This is a genomic window from Candidatus Pantoea bituminis (genome assembly GCF_018842675.1).
Lineage (GTDB): Bacteria > Pseudomonadota > Gammaproteobacteria > Enterobacterales > Enterobacteriaceae > Pantoea > Pantoea phytostimulans.
The window spans coordinates 352077-370733 of record NZ_JAGTWO010000004.1 but is presented as its reverse complement, the minus strand read 5'-3'; the positions used below and the strand labels follow the sequence as shown (position 1 = coordinate 370733).

Genomic DNA, 18657 nt, shown 5'->3' with positions numbered 1-18657 from the left:
ACCTGGAATTTGACGGGTAAATTTAGGGAGCCGCCGTGAACGCAACCTGTTCGGTATCGATCACGGTAACGCTGACGGTAATCTCCAGTTCAACGCTGTAGCTCCGCCGTTGGCGCGCCAAAAAGAAAAACAGGAATTTTTCGTTTTTAACGCTTTCCTGCGCACGTAAAACCCGCACATCTTCGGGCTCAATGCGCAACAGAATCTTTTGCGTCGCGCGCAGAACCTGGTTCTGCACGTGACTCAGCGCATCGGCGAATGCTTTCGCTTTGGTCTCGCCTTTACCCTGCACCGTCACCTGAGTAACGTATTGTTCTTTCATGGTTAGCTGCCGTATTTCTTGTTCCACGCCTGCACTAAGCGCTCGCCTAACTCTTCTTTGTCCATGAAGCCAAAACCTAAAACGGTTGCACCTTCATTAATGGCGGTAACGCCTTCGTCAATCGAACGCATGCCGTGTTTCGCTTTGTAGCCATATTTGTTCTGTGCGGTGATGGCACCTGCGCCGCCGCTGCCACAGAAGGAGATGCCAAAATCAGCGTTTTCCGCTTTCATGACGTCGCCTAACTTCATATCTGCCGCAACACCAGGAACAACCACCGCCCGGCCACCGGCTTTCTCAATGCCTGCCGCCACTTTCTGACCTTTACCTAAACGATCGCCAATCACTACAGTTACCATGTTGTGTTCCTCGGGTTATGTCTGCCTGGGCCGGATGTTTCTGCCCGTAACGTTTTCTTCGAGCCTTCACCGTCTTTGGTGAAGCCAGGTGAATTAATGGGTGCGTGCCACTTCGATATGAACGGACAGTAACCACGCCTCTTCGCGCGGCAAATTGCCAAACAGATCCACCACCTGCTGCGACAGTTGCATGGTTTCTGGAGAGATATCCTCAAACAAGTCAGCTTCAACCTCTGGCAGCGGCTCGCCGGTTAACGAGCGCGATGCCATCGCACGTACGTGAGAAACCAGCATTTGCTGCTGAACCGCATTGGGTTGAATACCGTGTTGCGCATAGATCACAGCGATCTGCTGCAGCACTTTGTCTGCCAGCTGCTGGACTTCCTCCGGGGTGCGTCTTGCACCTGGACGCCGTTTTTACTCACCTTGCTACTCCTGTTGAAACCGGATAATTCGCGTTGAAAATAAATTACGTGGAAGCAGGCAAGCTTTGGAGACGCATCTTTTCCAGATGGAAGTGGAAATCGACGTGAGCACAGTGCGCCAGATCGCAGGGTGCGTGTTTAGTGTGATAAAGGTCGCGTTATGCGTGATGTGCTGAAAGGAAGCGATGATTATGCGTAAGTCATGCAGGTGAATTCGATTGGCAACCTGTTGAAGCGTGAGGAAATAAGCAAAAGTTATGACAAAAAAAGCCGGTCAGATGACCGGCACAGGAATTAGCGAAACTTCTTATGGTTAGCTGTGCGAATATCGTCCAGCTTTTTTGCTTCCGTTTTGGCGCCATCAATATTGTTTGATTTTGCCAGCTCGTTCACCACGTCGATCTGAGCAATTAGCGAATCCAGACCCGCGTGGAAATCTTTGATCTGTGCACTGTCAGCCGGTTGGCCTTCCAGTTTTTCTGGCGTTGATTTCTTCGCATCCTGCGCCGCCGAACGCATTTCACTTAACGCTTTTTGCATCTCCTGCGCATCGTCAGTTTTCTTGACGATTTTAAGATTGGCATTCAGCGTGTCCATATCGTGTTCCAACTCAGCCGCGTAGAGGCTGGCGCTGGAGAAGAGCAGAGAGAGAGACAACATTGCAATCACATGCTTACGCATCGTTTTTTCCTTTTTATTGTGGTCAAAAAAAGCAGCCAATTGGCTGCTTTCAGGAATCGATGTCTTTATTGCCCGGCAATTTTCATCTCAGGCAGTAATACCGAGCCGCACTGGATATTGCTGCGGGTTTCGATATCGTTACCGACAGTGACCATGTTGCGCCACATATCCTTGAGATTACCGGCGATGGTGATTTCGCTTACCGGATACTGAATCTCACCATTTTCCACCCAGAACCCTGCGGCACCGCGTGAGTAATCGCCGGTAATGGCGCTCACGCCTTGCCCCATCAGCTCGGTTACCACTAAGCCAGTACCCATTTGCTTCAGTAAATCGTCAAAGCTATGGCCCTGTCCGGCGATGCGCCAGTTATGAATGCCGCCCGCGTGACCGGTGCTGGTTAAACCTAACTTACGTGCGGAATAGCTGGTCATCAGCCAGGTTTGCAGCACACCTTCTTTGATGATGTCACGCGCCTGAGTGCGCACGCCTTCGCTGTCGAACGGTGTAGAAGCCAGCCCTTTCAGCAGATGCGGCTGCTCATGAATGGTGAGCCATTCAGGCAGGATTTGCTGACCCAGTGAATCCAACAGGAAAGTGGATTTACGGTAAACGCTGCTGCCGCTGATAGCGCCAACCAAATGACCGAACAAGCCGGTCGCGACTTCAGGTGCGAAGATCACCGGCGCTTTCATGGTAGAAAGTTTACGCGGTGCCAGACGGGACAGCGTACGCCGTGCGCACTCTGCACCGACCCATTCAGGGCTTTTCAGATCCTCGAAAGCGCGACCAATGGTGTAAGCGTAATCACGCTCCATGTTGCCATCCTGCTCAGCAATCACACAGCTGGAGAGCGAATGGCGGCTTGAGCAATAGCTTTGCAGCATGCCGTGGCTGTTGCCAAAAACTTTGATCCCGACGTGGCTGTTAAAGCTGCCACCTTCGGTATTGGTGATGCGCTTGTCCGCTTGTAATGAGGCTTGTTCCGCCTGCGCGGCCAGCTCAATAGCGCGATCGGCATCGATCTCCCACGGATGGTAAAGATCGAGATCCGGTGCGTCATAGGCCAGTAGATCGGCATCAGCCGGACCGGCAAAGGGATCGGGGGACGTGTAACGCGCAATATCAATCGCTGCCTGCACAGTACGCTTGATAGCGTCTGGGCTGAGGTCAGTCGATGAAGCGCTACCTTTACGATTTTGATGATAAACGGTGATGCCAAGCGCGCCGTCGCTGTTGAATTCGACATTTTCCACTTCACCGTAGCGCGTGCTGACACCGATGCCGGTCGTTTTACTTACCGCCACTTCTGCGCTGTCAGTACTTGCTTTAGCCAGTTCGAGCGCCTGTGCAATCGCCTGTTCCAACACTTTACGCTGTTCTGCAACTTGAGTAGATACGTTCATCGACCTGCCGTCTAATCTTATGGTTGAATATTTTGAGTCTATCAGAGTCAGAGAACAATTTCGCAGTCACCCGATAAACTGGTAGGATTAGCCTCTTTTTTTGGGAGCCCAGAAATGACCAAACAGCCCGATGAGTGGCTCGACGATGTGCCAGATAATCAGGAAGAAGAAGATGAAGAGATTATTTGGGTCAGTAAGAGCGAAATTAAACGCGATGCTGAAGAGCTAAAACGCCTGGGTGCCGAACTGGTCGATCTGGGCAAAAATGCCCTCGATAAGATTCCGTTGGATGAGCGTTTGCGTGCCGAGATCGAACTGGCGGGGCGAATTAAGAAAGAAGGTCGCCGCCGTCAATTGCAGTTAATCGGTAAGATCATGCGCAGCATGGACGTAGAACCGATCCGCCAGGCGCTGGATAAGCTGAAGAACCGCCACAACCAGCAGGTTGCGCTGTTCCATAAGCTGGAAGCGCTGCGTGACCGTATGATCGAACAAGGCGATGACGCAATGACAGATGTGATTGCGCTCTATCCCCATGCCGATCGTCAGCAGCTGCGCAGCATGATCCGTAATGCGCAGAAAGAGAAAGCCGCTAACAAGCCGCCTAAATCCGCACGACTGATTTTCCAGTACTTGCGTGAGTTAGCTGAAGGTTAAAAAATGGCGGGTTAATAAACCCGCCATTTTTCTTTTTATTGCGCTACGACGCTATTTTTGTAACCTATCCAGCAGTTTCTGATGTATCCCACCAAATCCACCGTTACTCATCACCAGAATCGAATCACCGGGTTGTGCAGCTTTTGCCACCATTTCCACCAGTGTATCAATATCTGCCGTGCAGTGTGCCGGTTGCATGCAGGCTTCTGCGACATCTGAGACTTGCCACGGAATGTGATGCGGCTGGAACAAGAAGACTTCATCGGCGCGTGCCAGCGAAGGGGCTAACTCGTTTTTATTCACGCCCATTTTCATGGTATTGGAACGCGGCTCCAGCACCGCCAGAATGCGTGCCGTACCGCCGACTTTGCTGCGCAGCGCGGCAAGCGTTGCCAGAATAGCCGTCGGGTGGTGAGCAAAATCGTCGTACACTTTGATGCCATTAACATCACCGCGCAGCTCAAGGCGACGGCGGGCATTGATAAAGCTGTCCAGCGCCTGGCCCGCATCTTCTGGCCTTACACCGACATGACGGGCGGCAGCGATCGCCATTAAACCATTATGCATATTGTGTTCGCCAACCAGCGCCCAGTTCACCTCACCTACTTTTGCGCCATCGAGATAGATTTCCCAGTGTGACGCATCAGGTTTCAGCTTTTTCGCCTGCCAATGACCATTATCGCCAACGCTCTCTTGCTCGCTCCAGCAACCCATCGCCATCACCTGCTTCAGGTTATTATCGTGTTCTGGCAGCAGGATCTTGCCCTGGCCCGGCACGATGCGGATCAGATGATGAAACTGCTTCTGGATCGCTTTCAGATCGTCAAAGATATCGGCGTGATCGAATTCGAGGTTATTCAGGATCAAGGTGCGTGGGCAGTAATGAACAAACTTGGAACGCTTGTCGAAAAACGCGCAATCGTACTCATCCGCTTCAATCACGAAGAATGGACTTTTTCCTAATTTTGCCGACACATCGAAGTTGCCCGGTACGCCACCGATAATGAAGCCCGGTTCGAGGCCACAAGACTCAAGAATCCACGCTGCCATGCCGGCTGTGGTGGTTTTCCCATGGGTTCCGGCGACAGCCAGCACCCAACGATCGCGCAAGACAAAATCATGCAACCATTGCGGGCCGGAGAGGTAAGGAATGTTACGTTCCAGTACCGCTTCCACACAAGGATTGCCGCGCGTCATCGCATTGCCGATGATCACCAGGTCCGGTGCCGGATCGAGCTGGGCGACATCGTAACCTTCTGTTAATTCAATGCCTTGCTGCTCAAGCAGCGTGCTCATTGGTGGATAAACGTTGGCGTCTGATCCCGTCACCTGATGACCCAACGAACGCCCCAGCATCGCCAATCCGCCCATAAAAGTGCCACAAATCCCAAGGATGTGAATGCGCATATCAAAGTCCATTACCTAAAAGTTCGGCGCACAGTGTAACGCCGGTCGCAGACGGAAGAAACGGATTAGGACTATGGTTTTTAAAGTTCAATCGGCTAAACTGCGTACGCATACGTTGGTGGTTTGTTACGCATGCTGCCACTCCATCGAAGATTCAGGGAATGTGTTATGAAAACGTTAGGCGAATTTATCGTCGAGAAGCAACACGACTTTCCGCACGCCACAGGCGAACTGACCGCATTGATTTCAGCGATCAAGCTTGGGGCCAAAATCATCCACCGCGACATTAACAAAGCCGGCTTAGTGGATATTCTGGGCGCAAGTGGTGTTGAAAATGTTCAGGGTGAACAGCAGATGAAACTGGATCTGTTCGCCAACGAAAAACTGAAAGCAGCATTGAAAGCACGTGGCATTGTTGCTGGTATCGCGTCTGAAGAAGAAGACGAATTCGTTATTTTTGAAGGTGAAGAGAACGGTAAGTACGTGGTGTTGATGGATCCACTGGATGGCTCTTCCAACATCGACGTTAACGTTTCTGTCGGCACCATCTTCTCGATTTATCGCCGCGTGAGCGAGCCCGGCACGCCTGTTGTCGAAGCTGACTTCATGCAGCCAGGAAACAAGCAGGTTGCTGCGGGTTACGTGGTTTACGGCTCATCCACCATGATGGTTTACACCACCGGTTGTGGCGTGCATGCGTTTACTTACGATCCGTCGCTCGGCGTGTTCTGCCTGAGCCACGAACGCATGACCTACCCAGAAAAGGGTTACACCTATTCTATCAACGAAGGGAATTACATTCGTTTCCCACAGGGTGTGAAAAAGTATCTTAAATTCTGTCAGGAAGAGGATATTGAGACCAAACGCCCTTATACCTCACGCTATATCGGCTCGCTGGTGGCGGATTTCCACCGTAACCTGCTGAAAGGTGGCATCTACCTTTACCCGAGCACGGCCAGTCATACCAAAGGTAAGCTGCGTTTACTGTACGAATGCAACCCAATGGCGTTTCTCGCGGAGCAAGCAGGCGGTAAAGCCAGCGATGGTCAAAACCGTATTCTGGACATTCCTCCTGTCACGCTGCACCAGCGTTGCCCGTTCTACTGTGGCAATGAAGCGATGGTCAATGATGTGGAGCGCTTCCTGCGCGAATTCCCAGATTGCCGTCAAGGTTAATCATGAAGGGCGCGATGACCGCGCCCTTTTTGTATCAGGCTTCCTGCAATCGAAATTGCGCCATCGTTGCCTGTAGATGTTCAGATTGTGCCTCAAGCGATTGCGTTGCCGCCGTTGCCTGCTCCACCAGCGCCGCATTCTGTTGCGCCACTTCATCCATTTGCGTCACCGCCTGATTAACCTGCTCGATACCGCGACTCTGCTCTTCAGATGCCAGCGAAATCTCTTTCATCAATGCTGTCACGCGCATCACTTCGCCCGAAATCTCATCCATGGTTTCGCCCGCTTTGGTCGCCATATCGCTGCCTTCTTTAACGCGCGTCTGCGAATCACTGATCAAGGTACGAATTTCTTTCGCCGCATTAGCACTGCGTTGTGCTAGCGTGCGCACCTCATTGGCAACGACGGCAAAGCCTCGTCCTTGTTCGCCCGCACGTGCGGCTTCTACCGCCGCATTCAGCGCCAGGATATTGGTCTGGAAGGCGATGCCATCAATCACGCTAAGAATGTCACCAATGCGATGGGCACTTTCAGTGATTTCACTCATCTTCTCCATCACATAACTCACCACTTCCGCGCCGCGATCGGCGGTATCAGAAACGCTCTTGGCCAATTGGTTCGCTTGCTGCGCATTGGTGGCGTTGAGACGCACAGTGGCGGTTAACTGTTCCATACTGGCGGCGGTTTGCTCCAGCGAGGCTGCAGATTCCTCAGTACGCTGCGAGAGATGAACATTGCCTGCCGCCAGCTCCCGGCTGCCAACGTCAATTTGCATGCTGGCTTCACGCACCTGATTTACAGAGGTACGTAACGCTTGCTGCATCTCGGCCAGTGCATTATTCAGACGCCCTAATTCGTTGTTACCCGCCAGCGGCAAGGTGTGCGACAAATCACCAACCGCCACTTGCTCCAGATGCAAGATGGCGCTGTTCAGCGGCTGCAACAACATGCGGCGCAACAGCTGCCAGGCCAACACCAACAGCAGCAGCGAGAGCGCCACCGCGACGGCGATCAGCACTTTCATCTTGGTTTCGTTATAGGCCGCTTGCTCCAGCTGCGCAGCGGTGACGCCATTGGCGTATTGCCCAAAATCTGCCACCGCTTTGCTGTATTTGTCCGCCAGCGTAGGGAGATCGCCTTCCAGCAGCTGGTAATATTCGTCGTTGTACTGTTTATCCAGCGCGCTCATCATCGGTGTGATGCCCTGATCCAGATAGGCTTTGTAGCTTGAGACCACCGCATCAGCCAGTTTTTTGCCGTGCTCAGTAACAGTGCCCGCATCAATAAACTGTTTTAGACTTTTTTGCGAATCGATGACATCGGCTTGCGCCTGTTTCGTCACGACTGCGCCCTCGTCCAGCAAACCAATTTCAATTTTTCGCACGGCCAGCGCCGCTAAAGTGCGGGCGCGCATCAGCTCAGCATTGCTCTGGTAGAGATTGTTCAATTCGATGCCCTGAATGCGATTGATTACATCCAGCGATCGGTTCCCTTTGTTGATTGCCACAATTCCCATAAAACTCACCGCCAACAGCAGCAGTGTCATAAACGCCAGCATAGCCAGCAACCCGGTGCGTAGTGATAACTGTTTCATCTCGATAGATTCCATGTGTGTAGTAAAGGCAAAAAAATCCAAAAGCCCTAAAACGGGAAAGGTATCGGCTATTACGTGGCGAAACTTTAACCTTGATAGATGGTCAGCTGCTTGACCATCACGGATACATCAATCAAGCTGAACTCTGCCTCATCATTTAGAAAGAGAATAACAATGAAAAAATGGCTTCCTTTGGCGCTGACTCTCGTTAGCAGCAGCGCGATGGCGCAGAAATCCGCGATTGACGATACGCTTGATCACTGCATGGAAGGCGCATCCACAACCTCAGCAATGACGCAATGCTACGGCGATGCAAATCAAGCCTGGGACAAAGAGTTGAATAATCAGTATGGGAAACTGATGAAAAAATTAAGTGGTGAGCCAAAAGCCAAATTACGTGCTGCACAGCGTAATTGGCTAACTTATCGCGACAGTTGGCTGGACGCCGGTCGCAGCCGTTATCGCGATCAGGGCACCTTGGGCACGGTGTCGCTCAGCGCGCAAAGCGTCAGTGTGGTGCGTAATCAGGCAATGCTGCTGCAATCAATGAATAAAGGGAGTTGCGCCAATCCTGATGATTGTTGATAAATGGACGCGGTAATATCGCGTATGTGCTGACATGGGTTGGCGCACTCATCCATTTTCAGGGAGAAAACATGGCTGCTTATGCCTCGACTTTTATTTTAATCTGCCTTGCCGTCCTCAGTTATTTTGTCCACAACAGCGCCGTGACGATTTCCATTCTGATTTTACTGGTAATCAAAATTACGCCCCTGGCACAATTTTTCCCCTATGTGGAAAAACAGGGCATCACGTTGGGCATTATTATTCTTACCGTTGCTGTGATGGCCCCGCTGGCCAGCGGTTCACTGCCCGCCTCAAGCCTGATTAAATCTTTTGCTAACTGGCAATCACTTGTGGCGATTGTGGTGGGCATTTTTGTTGCCTGGCTCGGTGGACGTGGCGTGAGTTTAATGAGTCTGAACCCTACCATTATTGGCGGATTGCTCATTGGCACAGTGATTGGCGTAGCCTTCTTTCGCGGCGTACCGGTCGGACCACTGATAGCTGCGGGCATTGTCTCGCTGTTTGTCACACAGAAGTAGCGTTGAGGCGCATTCCGAAACGCCAAAAAGGGGGCATACTTTCAGAGTCAGTTGGCTATAATAGCCGACACTCAACATACGACTACTGAAGGAATGCCCGATGAGTTTGAACCAGGTGCCAGCAGGTAAAGACCTGCCAGAAGATATCTACGTAATCATTGAGATCCCGGCCAATGCCGATCCGATCAAATATGAAGTTGATAAAGAGTCTGGTGCCCTGTTTGTAGACCGCTTTATGTCTACCGCCATGTTCTATCCGTGCAACTACGGCTACATCAACCACACCTTATCTTTGGATGGTGATCCGGTTGACGTGCTGGTACCGACCCAATATCCACTGGTACCAGGCTCCGTAATCCGCTGCCGTCCAGTTGGCGTGCTGAAAATGACCGACGAGTCTGGCGAAGATGCCAAACTGGTTGCGGTTCCGCACACCAAACTCTCTAAAGAGTACGATCACATCAAAGATGTGAACGACCTGCCAGAACTGCTGCGCGCACAGATCACCCACTTCTTTGAGCACTACAAAGATTTGGAAAAAGGCAAATGGGTGAAAGTTGACGGCTGGGATAACGCCGAAGCTGCGAAAGCAGAAATCATTGCCTCTTATGAGCGCGCTCAGAAGAAATAATTCTGTTGCCGAGCCATAAAAAAACACCGTCCAACTGGACGGTGTTTTTGTTTAGGCTTCTGGTTCCTCATCGCGCTTTAGCCAGTCGCCGCTGGTGATACGCTGGCGTCCAGCCACCGAGCGTTGATAAACATAAAGCCATGCACTGCCAAACGGCGTCTGCATGAGATGACGTTTGTACTCTCCACCCTTGGTACGTAGCGCATCCAGCTCGCCAAGAGTGGAAGCATCGATGCGGTACACTTCGCAGTGTACCGTTCCATTGCCCTGGATGACGCCGGGATAATGACCAAGACTGTAGAGCTCGAAGCCTTCAATCGGGTAATCACCCAGCCATTGCGCGTTCGTCATCCAATGACTGTTTCCCTGTTTGCGCCTTAAACTGCCGTAAACAATTATTCGCATTGCTAAAACTCAAACTGATAGAGCAAATCGAGAGCCTGGTCCACGCCGGACACGGCTTCCAGATAGAGTTTGGGCATCAGGCGGTAACGCAAGGTTAACGTCGCCAGTGAATCAAAAATGCCAACACCGTATTTTACTTGTAGACCCGGCAGCACATAACCGCTGACCTGCACCTGCTGGCTGTCGCCAACACCTGCGGTATCAAGGGCAAGGTTGCTGACACCGAATGTCTCGCCGATTTTACCCACAACCTGCCCACTTTGTGCAACCCCTAAGCCAACCAATGCTGAAGTCAGTGCATTACTGTCACCATCACTGTTGAGTCCCTGACCGCGTAAAAGGTAAGAAAGCGCTTCCTGTTGGGACATCGCCGGATCAGCAAAGACCTCGACTTTCGGCTCATCCGCCAGACCAGTAACACGCAGGCCCGCCGTGACATCATCCTCTGTGGCTTCCGGGTTACGAATGGCTTCAAGGTTGACGTAAGGTTGATCGGGTGGTCCGGCAAACTGCAACTCACCTTTACGCACAATCAGATCCTGACCATACGCATGGAAACGACCAGAAGGAATATTGATTTGTCCGTTTAATCCCAATCCTGACTTATCCTGCACCAGTTTCAGATCGCCATTCAGTTTCGCTTTCAAGCCAAAGCAGAAAGCCGCACATCGTTGCCGACATTAATAACCAGATTACTGTTGATCGGAATCGAGGCGGTTTTCGGCTGAATAGGTTTGAGGTTTTCATCCAGCATCACTGCATCGGATGAAACGCCGGTCGCACTTTCAGGGACTTCTTGCACCGTGATACGCGCCCAGGGAATATCAACACGTCCATCCAGACTGAAAGCAGCAGGTGTGGCTTCGAATACCAGATCCGGTGAGACATCCATGCGCACCATTGGCGGCACGGTAACGCGTATGCGGCTACCCTGCGCGGCGACTCGGGCGCGCCAGTTATCCAGCTGGCTCCAGTCAGCATTACCATTCAGGTTGATGTTACCCTGCGCGGTTTGGATCAACCCATTGAGCGTTGAACTCATGCCATTGAACACCAGGTTTAGGTTCGCCGCAGTGAGATCAACGGGCATGAAGCTGCCATCAACATCGACATCCTGCAGGCCAAGCTGACCAAACACCTGCGGCTGCTGCACGCTGCCGCCAAGGCGCAAACTGCTGTTGAGCTTGCCTTTGATCTGCTCGCCCTGCATCAGGGCCGGATTGATCATCGCCAACGAAATATTGCGAATGTTAACGTTACCGCCCAGCGTACGGCGATTTTCAGGATCGTTGATTTGGACGTTGCCATCGAGCTGACCGTTATTCGCGATGCGAATCAGCCAGTCGAGCTGCGCGCGACCGTTGCGCAGCGCGGCATTTAGATTAAGTGTATCGAAGGCAATCGGCAGCGTGTTGCCCTGCACATCCTGCTCAACTTTGACGCCATTACCCTTCAATGCCACTGTGCCGGTTGGCAAGCTACCGTCAGCACTCCAGTTTACACGCGCATCACCGCTGAACACGCCGTTGAGTTTGGTCGCATCGGGCATAAACGGTTTGATCATGGCCAGATCAAAGCGATTAAGCACCACATGCGCTTTTCCGCTCGGGCCCGCTTCAATCGGCTCCGGCACGCACAACTGCGCATTGGGGTTCTGCCAGCAATGCGCGCCAATGGTGGCGGTTTGTTTGGCGTTGAGATAATCGATCGCCATCGCCCGTGTCAGTCGCCATTCGCCTACTGGCGTGTCGAAGTGCGTGTTGTTCAGTGAGCCTTTCCAACGCTGCTGCTGGCGATCAAAGCTGCCGCTCAACGCCAGCTGACCGGAAACCGGTTTACCCTGAACATCGAGTTTGAGCTGATGCTGCTTTTCGTTACCGTCGGCATTCAGCGTCAACAGGTTAATGCTCAAGGCATCCTGTTTAAGCTGTTCAACGCGTAATTGCAGCTTGCCAGCGATTTGATCGCTGGAACGCACGTCGCCATTCAGCGTAACGCGGTTGATTTGCAACTGTTGCCAACGCAAACCGGTGGCATTGAGGTCAGCCAATACCTGTGGCGCCTGCAATGTTCCGCGTGCTTTAAGGGTGCCTTTCACCACACCGCCTAATCCCGGCAAGGCATTATTGAGCTGTGGCGCATCAATGGTTGCGTCGAGGTTTACCGTATCGCCTAGCGCACCTTTTACGTCTAAATGGTTGCGGCCTAATGCCAGCTTGATACCGGGCACCGTCCATTGATTGTAGCTGTTGCCGCTCAGTGAGCCGTCTGCGGTTACTGCGTTTTGCTTCACGTTTCCTTTCAACTGCAACTGCGGCACGCTGACTTGCCAGGTTCCGCCATACAGGCTGCCGCGCGTAGCGATCTTACCATCCAGCTTCGCCGGCCAATCGGGATACTGTTTTGCAGTATCAATTCCTGACAAGGTCAATTCGCTGCGCCAGCTGATCGCTTTGCTCCAATCCACCAGCGCGGTGAGATCAACATTGCCTTGCAGCGCGGCGACACGCAATTTATCCAGACTAAACTGCTGCACGTTGCCTTTGCCGTCGAGCGAGATCGTTGCTGGTGGCACCGCTTCGCCTTTCACTGCGGTACGCAGCGACATCACGTAATCAGTGGCTTTGCCTTTGAATTGATAATCAAGATTGTCAGCCTGATACTGCACCGGACCGGTTAACGGCCAACGCAACTGTGGGCTGGTAAGTTTCAGCGACAGCGGTAAACCCGCTACCGCTGGCTGCGTGGTCGCATCAAGTTGCGCACGCACCGGACCGGATAAATTCAGCGCTAACGCCAATTCATCACGCATCGCTCCGTTTAGCTTCAATACGATGTTTTCGCCTTTAAGCGGATCCACGTTTGCCGTGCCGTTGAGCGAGAAATCCACCGGCCAGTTATCCGCTAACGTAGCCTGACCGCTGCCGTTGAGCTGCCCCAGATTAGAATCAACCTCCAGCGTGTGCAGCTGCATCTGGCGATCGGTGGTTTTCGCTTTTACCAGCAGGCGTTTAACTGAAATATCGGTGTCGCCAGTAATGCGCAGCTGTTCGCCCAGGATCGCCTGCACATCAATATCCAGCGGCAGCTGAAAATCGGGTAGCTCTGGCAGTAGCGGTTTGGCAAACATCGCCTGCAGCGTTTCACCCAGCGGTTTCTCATCTGGCTGCGGTTGCTGAACTTTGGGCTGAATCACCTGCTCATTAGCCACCTTCGCCGCTTTTGGTAAGGCGATCAGCAGGCTTTGAATATGGGTTGGACTCAACGTTAACGCCCGATCCTGCCACTGCAAGCCGGTGGTGAAATCCATCAGCGAAATCGCTGTATCATCCACTTTGACATTGACGTTGTGCAGGCCAAGATGGCGCAAGGTGATCGGATAAGGCGTGCTGAGATTGGTGCTACCGCCCTCTTCTTCTGGCGGTGGCGCGCTGGATGGCGTCATTTTTTTGCTGTCGACCACCACGCTAATATCTTTGAGCGTGACGTCATTAACGCACACCGACGAGTGCAGCAGGCAATTTAAATCCACCGCTAAATGGATATTGCCAGCATCAACGCTGACGCCGGGCATTTCATAACGCAGACCGTTAATCGACAGATTACGCCAGCCGCCTTCGACCTGTTTGATCGACAAGCCCGGCACCCAGCGTGATGCGCCATTTAGCACCAGATGTAAACCTGGTGTGGTGCCAATCAGAAATGCCACACCACCCACTAACAGCACCAGAAAGATCAGAATACCTATCAGGACCTTTTTCCACAGCTTCATAGTTCAGGCCCCAGTCCTACGTAAAATTGCAAACCATGTTCCTCGCGATCGCCAATCGGTCGGGCGATGTCGAACTTAATCGGCCCTACCGGCGATGACCAGCGCACGCCAACACCTGCGCCAGTTTTGAAATTACTCTGTTTGATGTCGTTAACGGCTTCACCAGAATCGACGAAGACCGCACCCCACCATTTTCCTGTCACGTTGTATTGATACTCCAGCGATCCTGTCGCCATTTTTGATGCGCCCGTTAGCTTGCCGTCATCATCACGCGGAGAGATATCTTTGTATTTGTAACCGCGAATACTGCGATCGCCCCCGCAAAGAAACGCAGATCGGGCGGCACTTTTTCGAAATCGTTGGTTTCAATCCAGCCAACATTACCGCGTGCGACAAAGCGGTGATTATCGCCCAAGGTACGGATCCAGACGTTTTGTGCCTGAAGGATCAGGAAATCTACGTCTGAGCCCCAGGTTGTGTCAGAGACGTCCACGGAATAGCGCTGTGAATCGCCCCAGGTTGGCATCAGGCCGCCACGCGAACGGGTGCGGTTCACGCTAACGCCCGGATAGAGCAACATTGTGGTGTTAGTGACGCTGCCTTGGGTAAAGTGATCGAGGCTCCAGCGCAGGTTAACCGCTCTTTGCCAACCGGAACTGCTGTCCCAGTTACGCGAAACGGCTAACGTTGATGTATCAGATTGCGTGTCGTTGAGATCGGTACGCTTCAACCCGCCCGAGAAGGTGTAATACTGCTCCAGCGGACTTTTCAGCAGGGGAACTTTATAGCTGAGATCGAGCTGCTGCTCCGGTGCAGACACATAGGCGCTGGCTACCAGGCTATGACCCCGATCGTTTATCCAGGGTTTTCTCCAGGTGCCTTTCAGACGGGGACCGACGTCAGTGGAATAGCCAACACCGGTTTCAATGGTATTTTCGGTACGTGGCGACACCACCGCGCTCAGCGGCAGCACTTTGGTTTTTCGGCCTTCATTAAATTCTGGCGCCACCACCACGGAATTAAACCAACCGGTTGCAGAAAGACGACGGTTGAGTTCGGCTAAATCACGTGAGCTGTAGTAATCGCCCTTTTTGAAGGGCACCAGATTGCGCAGGTATTCGTCACGGATTTGCGATTTTTCGAACGTCACGTCGCCAAAACGATAGCGTGGGCCGCTGTCGTAATCGATATCCCAGAAGGCTTCACGCCGTTCTACAGATATGCCGAGCTGGCTCTGTTTGAAATCACCGTCGAAGTAACCGTTACGAAGAGCAAGGTTGGAAAAACCGCTTTTGAATTTATCATACTGCCCGTGATTCAGCTGGGTGCCGACTTTCGGGCGGCCTTGTTCAACCCAGGCTTTGTAATCGGCATCGTTTCTGGCATCGCCTTCAACCACAATGGTGCTGCCGCCGATTCTTACCGGCTCTCCCGGCTTCACGTGGGCAATCAATACTGGGCGGCCGCCCTGTGAAGGTGCCGGACGTGATTCAAAATCGATATCGGGTTCATAATAACCCAGTGCACGCAGCCCTTCTTTTACCGCTTCCGAAACGCGCGCGCGGAAACGGCCATCATTTGAGACCTCATCGCTGCCAATGGTGGACAAGCGCGCTCTGACATTTTTTTGCAAATCCCCGGTTAACCCTTCTACCTGCAATCGTACTGTCGCAGCCCCAAGGGAAGGCGCGGCAAGCAGCAGGCTGGCCATACAATAAATATGAAATCGTGGCACGGGTACTCCTGTTAATCATGCCGGCCCCTTTTCCGCAGGGCACTCATTAATCTTCTTTGCCTGCTCTTACGGCAAGGCAACACCATCATCATAGCCACACTTTTTTGCTAACGGTGGCGTAAAGGCGACATCTAAGTCAAATCGCCGACTATTGTCGGTAAATGCCGGGATCGATACAACAACCGTGCAGCCGATCGGCTTGTTCAGGTGCCTCACTCAGATTAATCTTACGGTTCTGTTCCCGGTTTCGCCTGACACTTCCCGCTTATGCTGCTATTCGCCCTCTGGCGGCAACATTGTGGCTGCTGCTATAATCAGCCACCACAGGCATATCGCCTGTTTTCATTTCTGCCCCGACAGTGATTTTCTTTGTCGAATTGGCGCAGACATTTTTGGCACGGATAGCCCAGATCGATGGGTAAGTACATGAAGTACGATCTTACCTCGCGCTGCCCAGGCCAAAAATGACAAGTGGATAACCCTTTGGATCTCATATGTTAGATAGCTTGCTTGTCATTCTTTTGCTGATCGTAATCAGTGCTTTTTCTCCCTCTCGGAAATCTCGCTGGCCGCCGCCCGTAAGATCAAACTGAAACTGCTCGCCGATGAAGGCAACATTAATGCACAACGTGTGTTAAAGATGCAGGAAACGCCCGGAATGTTCTTCACCGTAGTGCAAATTGGTCTGAATGCGGTGGCTATTCTCGGCGGTATCGTCGGTGACGCGGCTTTTTCTCCCGCTTTCAACAGTTTGTTTAGCCGTTTTGTTGCCCCGGATCTCGCCGAGCAGCTCAGCTTTATCTGCTCCTTCACCATTGTCACCAGCCTGTTTATTTTGTTCGCCGACCTGACGCCAAAACGCGTCGGCATGATTGCGCCGGAAGCCGTTGCCTTGCGTATCATCAACCCCATGCGCTTCTGTTTAATGATCCTGCGCCCGCTGGTGTTTTTATTTAACGGTTTGGCTAACGTCTTCTTTCGCATCTTCAAGCTACCGATGGTGCGCAAAGATGACATCACCTCTGATGATATTTATGCGGTAGTTGAAGCCGGTGCGCTGGCGGGCGTGTTGCGTAAGCAAGAACACGAACTGATTGAAAACGTGTTTGAACTGGAATCACGTACCGTTCCTTCTTCAATGACCTCACGCGAAAATATCGTCTGGTTTGATTTGAATGAAGAAGAGAACAGCCTGAAAACCAAAATCGCGGAACATCCACATTCTAAGTTTTTAGTCTGTAGCGGTGACATTGACCACATCGTTGGCTACGTCGACTCCAAAGAACTGCTGCTACGCGTGTTGGGCAACCAAAGCATGACGCTGAACAGCGGGCTGCAAATTCGTTCGGCGTTGATTGTGCCAGACACGCTGACGCTTTCGGAGGCGCTGGAAAGCTTCAAAACCGCTGGTGACGATTTTGCCGTGATCATGAATGAATACGCGTTAGTCGTCGGTATCATCACGTTAAACGACGTTATGACCACGCTGATGGGTGATTTGGTTGGCCAAGGCATGGAAGAGCAAATTGTGGCGCGTGATGAGAATTCATGGCTGGTTGAGGGTGGTACGCCAATTGATGATGTGATGCGTGTGCTGCATATCGACGATTTTCCGCAGTCCGGTAACTACGAAACCATTGGCGGCTTCATGATGTTCATGCTGCGCAAAATCCCGAAACGTACCGATTTCGTGAAATTTGCTGGCTTCAAGTTTGAAGTGGTGGATATCGATAGCTATCGCATCGACCAGCTCTTAGTGACGCGGATAGAGGAACGTCCGCCGGTCTTAAACCTCACAAAAACCACTGAAGAGTAAAAATATTAAGGGCGCCGTTGGCGCCCTTTCTTTTGCATACTGCTTACTGCTATTTTTTTGATTAGTTGAACTCAAGCTTCAGACGAACAACCTGACGGTTAATTTCTGACATTACGCTCAGATGCTGTTTGTCTTTGACGCGGGGAATTAACACTTTTCCCTTGTCGAACTCGAACGCGCCAACGTCCTTGATATACAACCTTCCTCGGAACAGCGTTTTTACGTATTTCGCTATTTGCAGCGGATTATAGCGCTGGAAGATCTTCATTCTGTCTAACTCCTAAATTTTTATAAACACGCTTCGCCGTTGCCAAAATCGGTACGAGCCCTTGAAGCGCAAATTGCGGATAAACTATAGAACACTGTGCGTTACTCGTGTTCCGAAAATTGAATTTATTTACTGAGTTGACACACCATTACAGAACACTCTGTTACTGCCGTGACACAACCCAGTATAAACCTTCAGTCGTTAAGGAATTGTGGCGTTGATAACAAACCTGACACTTTGCCGCGACAGCAGCATCATCACTGCCTACTATTGCAATAAAATGACTAACTGGTCTGATCACTTAAGGATGTGTTTATGCGGACAACATGGGCGGCGATATTTTTAACCCTGATAATGCCGGTTACCGCACTTGCTCACGATATCAAACAGGGCGAGCGCGTTCCCGCAGTAGGCATTAACGACAAAGGCGAATTGCTTTGGCATCAAAATGAGTTTAGCTATAAAAGTTGGAACAGTGCACAGCTGATCGGCAAAGTACGCGTGATTCAGCATATTGCCGGCCGTTCATCAGCAAAGGAAAAGAATGCTGCGCTGGTAGAAGCGATCAAAGCCGCGAAATTTCCGCACGATCGTTATCAAACCACCACCATCGTCAATACCGATGACGCAATTCCGGGCACCGGCATGTTTGTGCGCAGCAGCATTCACAGCAACAAACAGCAGTATCCGTGGTCGCAGTTTATTATTGATAGTAAAGGTAATATTCAAAAAGCCTGGCAGCTTGAAGAAAGCAGTTCGGCGATTGTGGTCGTAGATAAGACGGGACAGGTTCGATTTGTAAAAGATGGAGCGCTCACGCAGCAAGAGTTGCGGCAGGTAATGATATTGCTGAAAACGTTGTTAAAAGAATAAGCAGTGTTAATAAACGGGAGGAAA

Annotated in this window: 15 protein-coding genes and 3 pseudogenes; 7 read left to right on the top strand and 11 right to left on the bottom strand. The window is 51.7% G+C overall.

Features of this window, described 5'->3' with window-relative positions:
* Nucleotides 1–22: 22 nt before the first annotated feature.
* From KQP84_RS05485 to pmbA, 5 genes are all read right to left on the bottom strand, one after another.
* On the bottom strand, nt 23–322 hold the full coding sequence (locus KQP84_RS05485; RefSeq protein ID WP_215845504.1) for a DUF4312 family protein: 300 nt from the start codon (nt 320–322) through the stop codon (nt 23–25).
* 2 nt (nt 323–324) lie between these two features.
* A complete protein-coding gene (locus KQP84_RS05480; protein ID WP_031376389.1) occupies nt 325–681 on the bottom strand; it encodes an SFCGS family glycine-rich protein in 357 nt (118 codons plus the stop codon).
* Between the two features lie 93 nt (nt 682–774).
* Nucleotides 775–1053: a glycine dehydrogenase gene (locus tag KQP84_RS05475; protein ID WP_215848214.1), complete on the bottom strand. Its 279-nt coding sequence runs from the start codon at nt 1051–1053 to the stop codon at nt 775–777.
* A 347-nt stretch (nt 1054–1400) separates the two neighbouring features.
* Nucleotides 1401–1787, bottom strand: coding sequence for a cytochrome b562 (gene cybC, locus KQP84_RS05470; RefSeq protein ID WP_215845503.1), 387 nt, complete (start codon nt 1785–1787; stop codon nt 1401–1403).
* A gap of 65 nt (nt 1788–1852) precedes the next feature.
* A complete protein-coding gene (pmbA, locus tag KQP84_RS05465) occupies nt 1853–3193 on the bottom strand; it encodes a metalloprotease PmbA (RefSeq protein ID WP_215845502.1) in 1341 nt (446 codons plus the stop codon).
* Nucleotides 3194–3307: 114 nt separating this feature from the next.
* Here pmbA and yjgA point away from each other — a divergent pair, with 114 nt between their 5' ends.
* The gene (yjgA, locus tag KQP84_RS05460) at nt 3308–3850 is read left to right on the top strand and encodes a ribosome biogenesis factor YjgA (RefSeq protein WP_215845501.1); all 543 of its coding nucleotides are present in this window, start codon (nt 3308–3310) and stop codon (nt 3848–3850) included.
* Between the two features lie 51 nt (nt 3851–3901).
* Here yjgA and mpl read toward each other — a convergent pair whose 3' ends face one another.
* Nucleotides 3902–5257 carry a UDP-N-acetylmuramate:L-alanyl-gamma-D-glutamyl-meso-diaminopimelate ligase gene (gene mpl / locus KQP84_RS05455; RefSeq protein ID WP_215845500.1) on the bottom strand — a complete coding sequence of 452 codons (1356 nt, stop codon included), beginning with the start codon at nt 5255–5257 and terminating at the stop codon, nt 3902–3904.
* A gap of 168 nt (nt 5258–5425) precedes the next feature.
* On the opposite strand from mpl, the gene fbp reads away from it, so the two are divergent.
* Nucleotides 5426–6433 carry a class 1 fructose-bisphosphatase gene (gene fbp, locus KQP84_RS05450; RefSeq protein WP_215845499.1) on the top strand — a complete coding sequence of 336 codons (1008 nt, stop codon included), beginning with the start codon at nt 5426–5428 and terminating at the stop codon, nt 6431–6433.
* 34 nt (nt 6434–6467) lie between these two features.
* On the opposite strand, the gene KQP84_RS05445 is transcribed toward fbp, so the two are convergent.
* On the bottom strand, nt 6468–8027 hold the full coding sequence (locus KQP84_RS05445; RefSeq protein WP_215845498.1) for a methyl-accepting chemotaxis protein: 1560 nt from the start codon (nt 8025–8027) through the stop codon (nt 6468–6470).
* A gap of 174 nt (nt 8028–8201) precedes the next feature.
* On the opposite strand from KQP84_RS05445, the gene KQP84_RS05440 reads away from it, so the two are divergent.
* From KQP84_RS05440 to ppa, 3 genes are all read left to right on the top strand, one after another.
* Entirely contained in the window at nt 8202–8612 is a 411-nt protein-coding gene (locus tag KQP84_RS05440) for a lysozyme inhibitor LprI family protein (protein WP_215845497.1), read from the top strand.
* A gap of 71 nt (nt 8613–8683) precedes the next feature.
* The gene (locus tag KQP84_RS05435; protein ID WP_215845496.1) at nt 8684–9133 is read left to right on the top strand and encodes a DUF441 domain-containing protein; all 450 of its coding nucleotides are present in this window, start codon (nt 8684–8686) and stop codon (nt 9131–9133) included.
* Nucleotides 9134–9233: 100 nt separating this feature from the next.
* Nucleotides 9234–9764, top strand: a complete 531-nt coding sequence (ppa, locus tag KQP84_RS05430) for an inorganic diphosphatase (RefSeq protein WP_215845495.1) — start codon at nt 9234–9236, stop codon at nt 9762–9764.
* A 51-nt stretch (nt 9765–9815) separates the two neighbouring features.
* Here ppa and KQP84_RS05425 read toward each other — a convergent pair whose 3' ends face one another.
* The 3 genes and pseudogenes from KQP84_RS05425 to tamA form a co-directional block, all read right to left on the bottom strand.
* On the bottom strand, nt 9816–10169 hold the full coding sequence (locus KQP84_RS05425) for a gamma-glutamylcyclotransferase family protein (RefSeq protein ID WP_215845494.1): 354 nt from the start codon (nt 10167–10169) through the stop codon (nt 9816–9818).
* A 2-nt stretch (nt 10170–10171) separates the two neighbouring features.
* Nucleotides 10172–13941: pseudogene (gene tamB / locus KQP84_RS05420) on the bottom strand (autotransporter assembly complex protein TamB).
* Nucleotides 13938–15652: pseudogene (gene tamA, locus KQP84_RS05415) on the bottom strand (autotransporter assembly complex protein TamA). Before tamA ends, tamB begins: the two co-directional pseudogenes overlap by 4 nt.
* A 518-nt stretch (nt 15653–16170) precedes the next feature.
* Between tamA and paeA the strand changes: the two are divergent.
* Nucleotides 16171–17492 (top strand): annotated as a pseudogene (paeA, locus tag KQP84_RS05410) (polyamine export protein PaeA).
* Nucleotides 17493–17553: 61 nt separating this feature from the next.
* On the opposite strand, the gene KQP84_RS05405 reads toward paeA, so the two are convergent.
* On the bottom strand, nt 17554–17760 hold the full coding sequence (locus KQP84_RS05405; RefSeq protein ID WP_215845493.1) for a DUF1107 domain-containing protein: 207 nt from the start codon (nt 17758–17760) through the stop codon (nt 17554–17556).
* Nucleotides 17761–18075: 315 nt separating this feature from the next.
* Here KQP84_RS05405 and KQP84_RS05400 point away from each other — a divergent pair, with 315 nt between their 5' ends.
* A complete protein-coding gene (locus tag KQP84_RS05400; RefSeq protein ID WP_215845492.1) occupies nt 18076–18633 on the top strand; it encodes a YtfJ family protein in 558 nt (185 codons plus the stop codon).
* Nucleotides 18634–18657 lie beyond the last annotated feature (24 nt).

Excerpts from the sequence above, each read along its gene's own strand:
- KQP84_RS05485 (WP_215845504.1), bottom strand. The coding sequence starts at position 322 with ATGAAAGAACAATACGTTACTCAGGTGACGGTGCAGGGTAAAGGCGAG.
- KQP84_RS05480 (WP_031376389.1), bottom strand. The coding sequence starts at position 681 with ATGGTAACTGTAGTGATTGGCGATCGTTTAGGTAAAGGTCAGAAAGTG.
- cybC (WP_215845503.1), bottom strand. The coding sequence starts at position 1,787 with ATGCGTAAGCATGTGATTGCAATGTTGTCTCTCTCTCTGCTCTTCTCC.
- pmbA (WP_215845502.1), bottom strand. The coding sequence starts at position 3,193 with ATGAACGTATCTACTCAAGTTGCAGAACAGCGTAAAGTGTTGGAACAG.
- yjgA (WP_215845501.1), top strand. The coding sequence starts at position 3,308 with ATGACCAAACAGCCCGATGAGTGGCTCGACGATGTGCCAGATAATCAG.
- mpl (WP_215845500.1), bottom strand. The coding sequence starts at position 5,257 with ATGCGCATTCACATCCTTGGGATTTGTGGCACTTTTATGGGCGGATTG.
- fbp (WP_215845499.1), top strand. The coding sequence starts at position 5,426 with ATGAAAACGTTAGGCGAATTTATCGTCGAGAAGCAACACGACTTTCCG.
- KQP84_RS05445 (WP_215845498.1), bottom strand. The coding sequence starts at position 8,027 with ATGAAACAGTTATCACTACGCACCGGGTTGCTGGCTATGCTGGCGTTT.
- KQP84_RS05440 (WP_215845497.1), top strand. The coding sequence starts at position 8,202 with ATGAAAAAATGGCTTCCTTTGGCGCTGACTCTCGTTAGCAGCAGCGCG.
- KQP84_RS05435 (WP_215845496.1), top strand. The coding sequence starts at position 8,684 with ATGGCTGCTTATGCCTCGACTTTTATTTTAATCTGCCTTGCCGTCCTC.
- ppa (WP_215845495.1), top strand. The coding sequence starts at position 9,234 with ATGAGTTTGAACCAGGTGCCAGCAGGTAAAGACCTGCCAGAAGATATC.
- KQP84_RS05425 (WP_215845494.1), bottom strand. The coding sequence starts at position 10,169 with ATGCGAATAATTGTTTACGGCAGTTTAAGGCGCAAACAGGGAAACAGT.
- KQP84_RS05405 (WP_215845493.1), bottom strand. The coding sequence starts at position 17,760 with ATGAAGATCTTCCAGCGCTATAATCCGCTGCAAATAGCGAAATACGTA.
- KQP84_RS05400 (WP_215845492.1), top strand. The coding sequence starts at position 18,076 with ATGCGGACAACATGGGCGGCGATATTTTTAACCCTGATAATGCCGGTT.